The organism is Paenibacillus oleatilyticus (assembly GCF_018998565.1).
In the GTDB taxonomy this organism is placed as follows: domain Bacteria; phylum Bacillota; class Bacilli; order Paenibacillales; family NBRC-103111; genus Paenibacillus_G; species Paenibacillus_G oleatilyticus.
In genome coordinates this window covers 1-326 of sequence record NZ_JAHNZO010000196.1, presented here as the reverse complement: position 1 = coordinate 326, position 326 = coordinate 1, and the positions used below count along the sequence as shown (strand labels likewise).

The window sequence follows — 326 nt, the reverse complement described above, 5'->3', positions numbered from 1 at the left end:
AGACAGCTTCGACGTGCTGTACGCTGAGGGCGAGGAGGCGCCGAAGATGATGTCGGTGGGGATGCACTGTCGTCTGCTGGGCAGGCCGGGGCGTTTTCGCGCGCTGCAGCGTTTTCTCGACTATATCCAGCAACACGAACGGGTGTGGGTCTGTACGCGGCAGCAGATAGCGGACCACTGGCGCGAGACCCATCCGTACCCGGGAACATGACGCATGCCTGGCGGCGTTGTGTCGGCTCCACTGCGCAGCGTGTTTTCGTATGGCCAATAACGCTGCCGCTCAGCTCGCTCCAGTGCTTTGATGGATCGACAGAGCGGCCGTAGGG

Annotated in this window: 1 pseudogene; it reads left to right on the top strand. The window is 62.6% G+C overall.

Features of this window, described 5'->3' with window-relative positions:
- A pseudogene (locus tag KQX66_RS36935) lies at positions 1-211 on the top strand (hypothetical protein); the annotation flags it as partial.
- Between the last annotated feature and the right edge of the window lie 115 nt (positions 212-326).